Genomic DNA, 8634 nt, shown 5'->3' with positions numbered 1-8634 from the left:
CAGCATTAACATTGGTTCAATATATCAACAAATTCATATTTGACAGACCAATCAATAATATCAAAATTCAAATAAACTAATTTCACCCAACGGGTTTTTGTAATATTAATATATACTCAGTAATTTTAAATGTTTATTTGTAGAAATACAAAAATAGTGATTACTTCAATTCTGTTTTTTGTTTGAAATTTTTCTCAATTGCTTTGATCATTTCTCCCGCTATATCTTTATTAGTTGCTCCTTCAATTCCTTCTAGTCCTGGAGATGAATTTACTTCTAATAATAATGGTCCTTTTGCGGAACGAATGATATCTACACCAGCCACTTTTAAGTCCATTGCTTTCGTAGCTTTAATAGCAATACGCTTTTCTTCGGCTGTTACTTTAATAACTGATGCTGTTCCTCCAAGATGGATGTTAGCTCTAAATTCGCCTGGCATTGCTTCACGCTGTATGGCGGCGACTACTTTCCCATCAATTACAAAACAACGAATATCTTTTCCGTTAGCTTCTTTGATGAATTCTTGAACTAATATATTCGCATTTAAGCTTTTGAAAGCATTAATAACACTTTCTGCAGCTTTTTTAGTTTCTGCTAATACAACTCCTTTTCCTTGTGTTCCTTCCAGTAATTTAACTATTAAAGGAGATCCTCCTACCATTTTTATCAGGTCATCCGTATCCAATGGTGAATTTGCAAAACCAGTTGTTGGAATTTCTACACCGTGATTCAGTAGTAATTGTAACGAATATAATTTATCTCTTGATTGCGTAATTGCATTAGATGAATTCAAGCAATATACTTTTAGAGCTTCAAATTGTCTCGTCAATGCACAACCATAAAAGGTAATGCTGGGCCTGATTCTTGGTATAATGGCATCAAATTGATTTAGTATTTTACCACCACGATAATGAATTTCTGGTGTTTTTGCATCAAGTTTCATATAGCATTCCTTAATATTTAGGAAGTGCATTTCGTGGCCACGCATCTCGCCAGCCTCCATAATTCGCTTGTTGCTGTATAATTCAGGATTACTGGCTAAAAGCCCTATTCGTAAGCCAGAACTCGCTTTTTCAGAATTTTTGTATAGTTCTTTTAAACTGTCAGATGAGGGTTGTCCTAATAGATATTTTTGTTCCGGATCAACCAGAACTCTTCCGCTCATAGCTTCACGACCTAAAAGCATTCTGAAACCCATAGAATCTCGATTAGTCAACGTCATTTCAATTGGCCATTTTGAACTTCCTATTTGAAGATTTGTTTGAATAACATAGCGTTGTTCTCTAAATCCACTTGAACTTTTAACTATACGTTTATCGATTAATGGTGCTTCACAATGAATTATTGTTTTTTGGTTATTTTGTATTGGGTTAATGTCAAATTTTACCCAGTTGCTATCATTTTTGATAAATGGAGCAATGTTTATAGCGTGTAAAGCAGATGTTTTTGCACCGGAATCTACTCGTGCCTTAATAGTAGGAATTCCTAATTCTGGAAAAGAACACCATTCTTCACTACCTAAAATAACTTTATTATCTGACATAAATTAATTTTGTTTAACCTTTTTATAAAGTCCAAATGTAAATATTTGTTTTCAAAAAAAGTGTGTTTACTGTAAAGAATAAACCCGTTATGTTATAAAAACGTAACGGGTTTATTTTACTATAATTATTTATTGAATTTAAGGATTTGTTGGTTCTCCAGCTTTATGAATCTGCACAGTTAATTCTTGTGAACCATCTTCAATATCCATAAAGATTTCATCTCCAGAAGTGATTTTTGAAGTGATTATTTCTTCAGCAAGTGCATCTTCAACATATTTTTGAATGGCTCTTTTTAGAGGTCTAGCACCAAATTGTTTATCGAATCCTTTTTCTGCTATAAACGCTTTTGCTTTATCAGAAAGATTCAATTGGTATCCTAGTTCAGCCACACGAGCGAATAATTTTTTCAATTCAATTTCGATTATTAAATCGATATCATGTTTTTCTAAAGCATTAAATACAATTACATCGTCAATTCGGTTTAGGAATTCAGGAGCAAAAGTTTTTTTCAATGCATTTTCAATGATGCTTTTTGAATTATCGTCTGCTTGAGCTACTTTGGCAGCAGTACCAAAACCAACACCTTGTCCAAAATCTTTTAATTGTCTGGCTCCAACATTTGAGGTCATAATAATTATAGTGTTTTTGAAATCGATTTTTCGACCTAAACTGTCTGTCAAATAACCATCATCTAAAACTTGCAATAGCATATTGAATACATCAGGATGCGCTTTTTCAATCTCATCTAATAAAACTACACAATATGGTTTTCTGCGAACTTTTTCTGTTAATTGGCCGCCTTCTTCATATCCTACATATCCCGGAGGCGCTCCAACTAAACGAGAAATCGCAAATTTCTCCATATATTCACTCATGTCTATACGAATCAACGCATCTTCAGAATCGAATAATTCTTTAGCTAAAACTTTAGCCAATTGGGTTTTACCAACACCGGTTTGTCCTAAGAATATAAAAGAACCAATTGGACGATTCGGATCTTTTAATCCGGCACGATTTCTTTGGATTGAACGAGCAATTTTTAATACTGCTTCTTTTTGTCCAATAACTTTCCCTTCAATTAGTTCTGGGAGTTTAGCTAGTTTGTTACTTTCTGTTTGAGCAATACGATTCACGGGAATTCCGCTCATCATTGAAACAACATCAGCAACGTTATCCTCGGTAACTTCAATTCGGTTATTTTTAGCGTCTTCTTCCCATTGTTCTTGAGCGATAGCTAAATCTTTTTCAATACGTTTTTCGTCATCACGAAGTTTAGCGGCCTCTTCATATTTTTGTTTTTTCACAACTACATTTTTCAATTCACGTACATCCTCTAGTTGACGTTCGAGATCTAAAATTTGTTTTGGAACTTCAATATTGGTTATGTGAACTCTAGATCCTGCTTCATCTAATGCATCAATAGCTTTGTCCGGCAGGAAACGTTCAGACATATATCTATCTGTTAATTTTACACAAGCCTCAATTGCTTCCTGCGAATAGGTAACATTATGATGGTCTTCGTATTTATTTTTGATGTTATTCAGAATAGTAATTGTTTCTGAAACTGATGTAGGTTCCACAATTATCTTTTGAAAACGTCTTTCTAGTGCGCCGTCTTTTTCTATGTATTGTCTGTATTCATCTAATGTTGTGGCTCCAATACATTGAATCTCTCCACGAGCTAATGCTGGTTTAAACATATTAGAAGCGTCCAGTGAGCCTGTTGCGCCACCTGCACCTACAATAGTATGAATTTCATCGATGAAAAGAATGATATCATCATTTTTTTCCAATTCGTTCATTACTGCTTTCATACGTTCTTCAAACTGTCCACGGTATTTTGTACCGGCAACAAGGCTCGCTAAATCCAAAGTAACAACACGTTTGTTAAATAAAGTACGTGATACTTTCTTTTGAATAATTCGTAACGCTAAACCTTCTGCAATAGCTGATTTTCCTACTCCAGGTTCTCCAATAAGTAATGGATTATTCTTTTTACGACGGCTCAAAATTTGAGAAACACGTTCAATTTCTTTCTCACGTCCTACTACTGGATCAAGTTTTCCTTCTTCGGCCATTTCTGTTAAATCCCTACCAAAATTATCTAAAACAGGAGTTTTGGATTTTTTATTTGATTTATTGGCTGGATTGTTGAAATTCCCTTCTTTTAGACTGTCATCTTGTCCTGAATCGTCATTGTATGATTCGTTTCGTGGCAAATTTTCTATAAAATCTTCTTCGTTTGGAGTCATGTTTAGATATTGTTCTTTAGCTATATCGTAATCAATTTTTAATTTATTCAATAGCTTGGTTGTTGGATCGTTTTCATTTCTTAAAATACACAGTAATAAATGTGCTGTACTGATAGACGAACTTTGAAAAACTTTTGCTTCAAGAAAAGTAGTTTTCAAGGCTCGTTCTGCTTGGCGTGTCAAGTGTAAGTTTTTTTTCTCAACATTTACTTCTAGGCTCGGACTTGCAGGGCTTAGGATTTCTACTTTTCTGCGTAAATGGTCTAAATCAATAGATAGGTTGTTCAATATTTGAATTGCTTTTCCGTTACCGTCTCTTAAAATACCCAACATTAAGTGCTCAGTTCCTATAAAATCATGACCCAGTCGCAAAGCTTCCTCTTTGCTGTAAGTAATGACGTCTTTTACTCTTGGTGAAAAATTATCATCCATAATATATATTTGATATCGTAAATTTAATGAATTAGTAATTGAAAAACAAAAACCATTCCTGTATCTAGTGGTGTCAGCTAAGAGACAAAAAAATAATTATATTAAAGTTAAAATTTGCTTAATTTATTAACTAAAACGACTGTCAAATTTGTTAATAAATCATTGAAATTACTAGTGTTAAATAGGGTTAAAAATTTCAAAAAGGCGTATATTGGCACTTTTTGAAACTAATATAATTTTTTAATATAACAACTTATGTCTGAAGGAGAAAAGTTAATTCCTATTAACATTGAAGATGAAATGAAATCAGCTTACATCGATTATTCGATGTCAGTAATTGTATCAAGAGCGCTTCCAGATGTTAGAGATGGCTTGAAACCAGTACATCGAAGAGTATTATTTGGAATGCATGATTTAGGAGTTAACTCCAGATCTGCCCATAAAAAGTCAGCAAGAATTGTTGGAGAAGTTCTTGGAAAATACCACCCACACGGAGATACATCTGTTTATGATGCTATGGTTCGTATGGCACAAGAATGGAGTATGCGTTATTTATTGATTGATGGTCAAGGTAACTTTGGTTCTGTAGATGGCGATAGTCCTGCAGCGATGCGTTATACTGAGGCTAGAATGCGTAAAATTTCAGAAGAAATCTTGGCAGATATCGATAAAGAAACGGTTGATTTTAAATTAAATTTTGATGATACACTACAAGAACCTACAGTAATGCCAACTCGTGTTCCTACCTTATTAATAAATGGGGCAACGGGAATCGCGGTAGGTATGGCTACTAATATGCCGCCTCACAACTTAACTGAGGTGATTAACGGTACGTTAGCTTTCATGGATAATAATGATATTGAGGTAGACGAATTGATGAATCATATTAAAGCTCCTGATTTTCCAACTGGAGGTATAATATATGGATATGAAGGTGTTCGAGAAGCTTTCAAAACTGGAAGAGGACGTATTGTGATGCGTGCTAAAGTAGGTTTTGAAGAAGTGGATGGCAGAGAATGTATTATTGTTACAGAAATACCTTATCAAGTCAATAAAGCAGATATGATAAAACGTACTGCTGACTTAGTTAATGACAAAAAAATTGATGGAATTGCGAATATCCGTGATGAGTCGGATAGAAACGGAATGCGTATCGTTTATATTTTAAAACGTGATGCTACACCAAATGTTGTTTTGAATACACTTTATAAATTTACACAATTACAGTCCTCGTTTAGTGTAAATAACATTGCTATTGTAAAAGGGCGTCCGCAAATGTTGAATCTTAAAGATTTGATTCATTATTTTATAGAACACCGCCATGATGTTGTAATTCGTAGAACTCAATTTGAGTTGAAAAAAGCGGAAGCAAGAGCGCATATATTAGAAGGTTTGATTATTGCTTCGGACAATATTGATGAAGTGATAGCTTTAATCAAAGCTTCGAAAAGTACAGAAGAAGCTAGAGAGAAATTAATCGAAAGATTTAATTTATCAGATATTCAATCTCGTGCGATTGTAGAAATGCGTTTGCGTCAATTAACAGGTCTTGAACAAGATAAGTTAAGAACAGAATATGAAGAAATCATGAAGTTGATAGAGCATTTGAAAGCTTTATTAGCGGATGTAAACTTGAGAATCGCTTTGATTAAAGAAGAACTTACTGAAATTCGTGATAAATATGGTGACGAGCGTCGTTCTGTAATAGAGTATTCTGGAGGAGATGTAAGTATCGAAGATTTAATTGCTGATGAAAATGTTGTAATTACAATTTCTCATGCTGGGTACATCAAGCGTACTAATCTTACGGAATATAAAACTCAGAATAGAGGTGGAGTTGGACAAAAAAGCGCTGGAACTAGAGATCAAGATTTCTTAGAGCACATGTTTGTAGCTACCAATCACCAATATATGATGTTCTTTACCCAAAAAGGGAAATGTTTCTGGATGCGTGTTTATGAAATACCGGAAGGAAGTAAAACAGCTAAAGGTAGAGCTATTCAAAACTTGGTAAATATTGAAAGTGATGATAAAGTAAAAGCATTTATTTGTACCCAAGATTTAAAAGATAAAGCTTACATCAACAGCCATAACCTTATTATGGTAACTAAAAAAGGTCAGGTTAAGAAAACATCTTTAGAGAAATATTCTAAACCTAGAGTTAATGGAGTTGCTGCAATTACCATTAAAGAAGGGGATGAATTATTAGAAGCAAAACTTACAAATGGTGAAAGCCAAATTATTCTGGCTGTAAAATCAGGTAAATTGGTTCGTTTTGAAGAAACTAAAACTCGTCCGATGGGAAGAACAGCCTCTGGAGTTCGTGGAATTACGCTTAAAGATGATACGGACGAAGTAATTGGCATGGTTACTGTAAATGATATGAACAGTGAAATTCTGGTTGTTGCTGAAAATGGTTATGGAAAACGTTCAAGCCTTGATGAGTACAGAATCACAAACCGTGGTGGTAAAGGGGTTAAAACCTTAAATATTACTGAGAAAACAGGAAAATTAATTTCTATAAATGCCGTAACTGATGCTGATGATTTAATGATTATTAACAAATCAGGTTTAACGATAAGAATGGCTGTCGAAGATTTGAGGGTTATGGGACGCGCTACGCAAGGAGTGAAGTTAATTAACATCAAAGGGAATGATTCGATTGCAGCGGTAACAAAAGTTATGAAAGACGATGTTGCCGAGGTAGTTGTAGATGAAGAAGGGAATGTTGTCGAAACAGAAGCTATAGAAAGAGTTAAACCAGTATTAGAAGTTCTTGAAGACGAAAATGTTGACGAGGATGACGAGGATGGCGATTCTGAAGAAGAGGAAGCTGATGACGAGATTGATGCTGACGATGAAGATGACGAGGTATAATTAGAAAATAGAAAACCAAGAATAATTATTAAATAAAAATTAGAATATTATGAAAAGTAAATATGTATTACTAGCATCATCATTATTGATATCAGTAGCTACTTTTGCTCAAAAAGATCAAATAAAAGCGGCTGAAAAAGCGCTAAAAGCTGGTAAATCTCAGGAAGCTGTAACCATTTTGATGGAAGCAGAATCTTTAATAGCGAATGCTCCAGATGCTGAAAAAGCACAATTTTTCTTTGTTAAAGGAAATTCTTTATTGGATTTAGCAAACAAGAATGTTGATACTAATACAAATCTTTCGCTTGCTGCAAAAGCGTATCAAGATTTAATTGTTTCTGAGAAAGCTTCTGGAAAAGTAAAATTTTCGACTCAAGCAGCAACTTCAATTTCTGAAATTAAATTCAAATTGATTAATGGTGCAATTGCTGATTCAAAAATAGATAAACATGCTGATAGTGCTAAAAAACTATATGACGCTTATTTGTTAGACAAAAAAGACACTATCAATTTATATTATGCGGCTTCTACTTATGTAAATGCTAAAGATTATGATGCTGCTCTAAAATTGTATAACGATTTAAAAAACTTAAACTATTCTGGAAAAGGAACCAGTTATTTTGCGGTTAATAAATTAACTAGTCAAGAAGACTTTTTTACTACTCTTCAAGAAAGAGACAGAATGGTAAAATTAGGCACTCATGAAAAACCAAGAACAGAAGTAACTCCTTCTAAACGAGGTGAAATTTATAAAAACATGGCCTTGATTTTGGTTGAAAAAGGTAGAACTGAAGAAGCAAAAAAAGCAATTTCAGAAGCTAGGATAGCAAACCCAGAAGATACATCGTTAACTTTAACAGAAGCTAATCTTTATTTGGAAACAAAAGATTTTGAAATGTACAAAAAATTAATCGCTGAAGTTTTGGAAAAAAATCCAAACGATGTAGAATTGATTTTTAACCTTGGTGTATTAAGTGCAAACGCTAATAATGTTGCAGATGCTGAAAAATATTATAAAAAAGTTATAGAAATTAATCCAAAATATACAAATGGTTACATCAATCTTGCTGCAATGAAGTTAGAGAATGAAAAAGTAATTATTGATGAAATGAATAAATTGGGAACTTCTACAAAGGATATGAAACGTTACGATGAATTGAAAAAGAAAAGAGAAGATCTTTTTAAAGCAACGATTCCTTATCTTGAAAAAGCTGTTGAATTAGATCCTAAAAATGCAGATGTTTCTAAGACTCTCTTAGGTGTTTACAACGCATTAGAAATGACTGCTGAATACAAAGCATTAAAAGCAAAATTGTAAAATTTTCTTCAAAGCAAAAAAAAACCTGTCTATTTTTAGAGGGCACTGAAAAAGTCTTTTTAAGAATTAATTATATAATAAAAAAGGAGTAGAAAACTATAGTTTTTTGCTCCTTTTTTCGTATTTTTAACTGTAACCATAAGGCTTTTTAGATGTTAGTTCAGCAACAAAAAATTCAGTTCAGTCCGTATTCTTCGTTATATGATTTAAT

At 33.3% G+C, this 8634-nt stretch carries 4 protein-coding genes; 2 read left to right on the top strand and 2 right to left on the bottom strand.

The features are described from left to right. Positions 1–160: 160 nt before the first annotated feature. Together rimK and DFR66_RS13560 are read right to left on the bottom strand one after the other, a co-directional pair. Positions 161–1543, bottom strand: coding sequence for a 30S ribosomal protein S6--L-glutamate ligase (gene rimK, locus DFR66_RS13565; RefSeq protein ID WP_114755359.1), 1383 nt, complete (start codon positions 1541–1543; stop codon positions 161–163). A gap of 138 nt (positions 1544–1681) precedes the next feature. Then, the gene (locus DFR66_RS13560) at positions 1682–4228 is read right to left on the bottom strand and encodes an ATP-dependent Clp protease ATP-binding subunit (RefSeq protein WP_114755358.1); all 2547 of its coding nucleotides are present in this window, start codon (positions 4226–4228) and stop codon (positions 1682–1684) included. Between the two features lie 255 nt (positions 4229–4483). On the opposite strand from DFR66_RS13560, the gene gyrA reads away from it, so the two are divergent. Continuing rightward, on the top strand, positions 4484–7105 hold the full coding sequence (gene gyrA / locus DFR66_RS13555; protein ID WP_114755357.1) for a DNA gyrase subunit A: 2622 nt from the start codon (positions 4484–4486) through the stop codon (positions 7103–7105). Between the two features lie 49 nt (positions 7106–7154). Further along, entirely contained in the window at positions 7155–8423 is a 1269-nt protein-coding gene (locus DFR66_RS13550) for a tetratricopeptide repeat protein (protein WP_114755356.1), read from the top strand. The last annotated feature ends 211 nt before the right edge of the window (positions 8424–8634 follow it).

The sequence above is a fragment of the Flavobacterium glaciei genome (genome assembly GCF_003350545.1).
GTDB lineage: Bacteria > Bacteroidota > Bacteroidia > Flavobacteriales > Flavobacteriaceae > Flavobacterium > Flavobacterium glaciei.
Note: the sequence above shows the minus strand (reverse complement) of the source record. Positions and strands in the feature narration are given on the sequence as shown.

Coding starts and splice junctions, on each gene's coding strand:
- DFR66_RS13550 (WP_114755356.1), top strand. CDS start 7,155: ATGAAAAGTAAATATGTATTACTAGCATCATCATTATTGATATCAGTA.
- gyrA (WP_114755357.1), top strand. CDS start 4,484: ATGTCTGAAGGAGAAAAGTTAATTCCTATTAACATTGAAGATGAAATG.
- rimK (WP_114755359.1), bottom strand. CDS start 1,543: ATGTCAGATAATAAAGTTATTTTAGGTAGTGAAGAATGGTGTTCTTTT.
- DFR66_RS13560 (WP_114755358.1), bottom strand. CDS start 4,228: ATGGATGATAATTTTTCACCAAGAGTAAAAGACGTCATTACTTACAGC.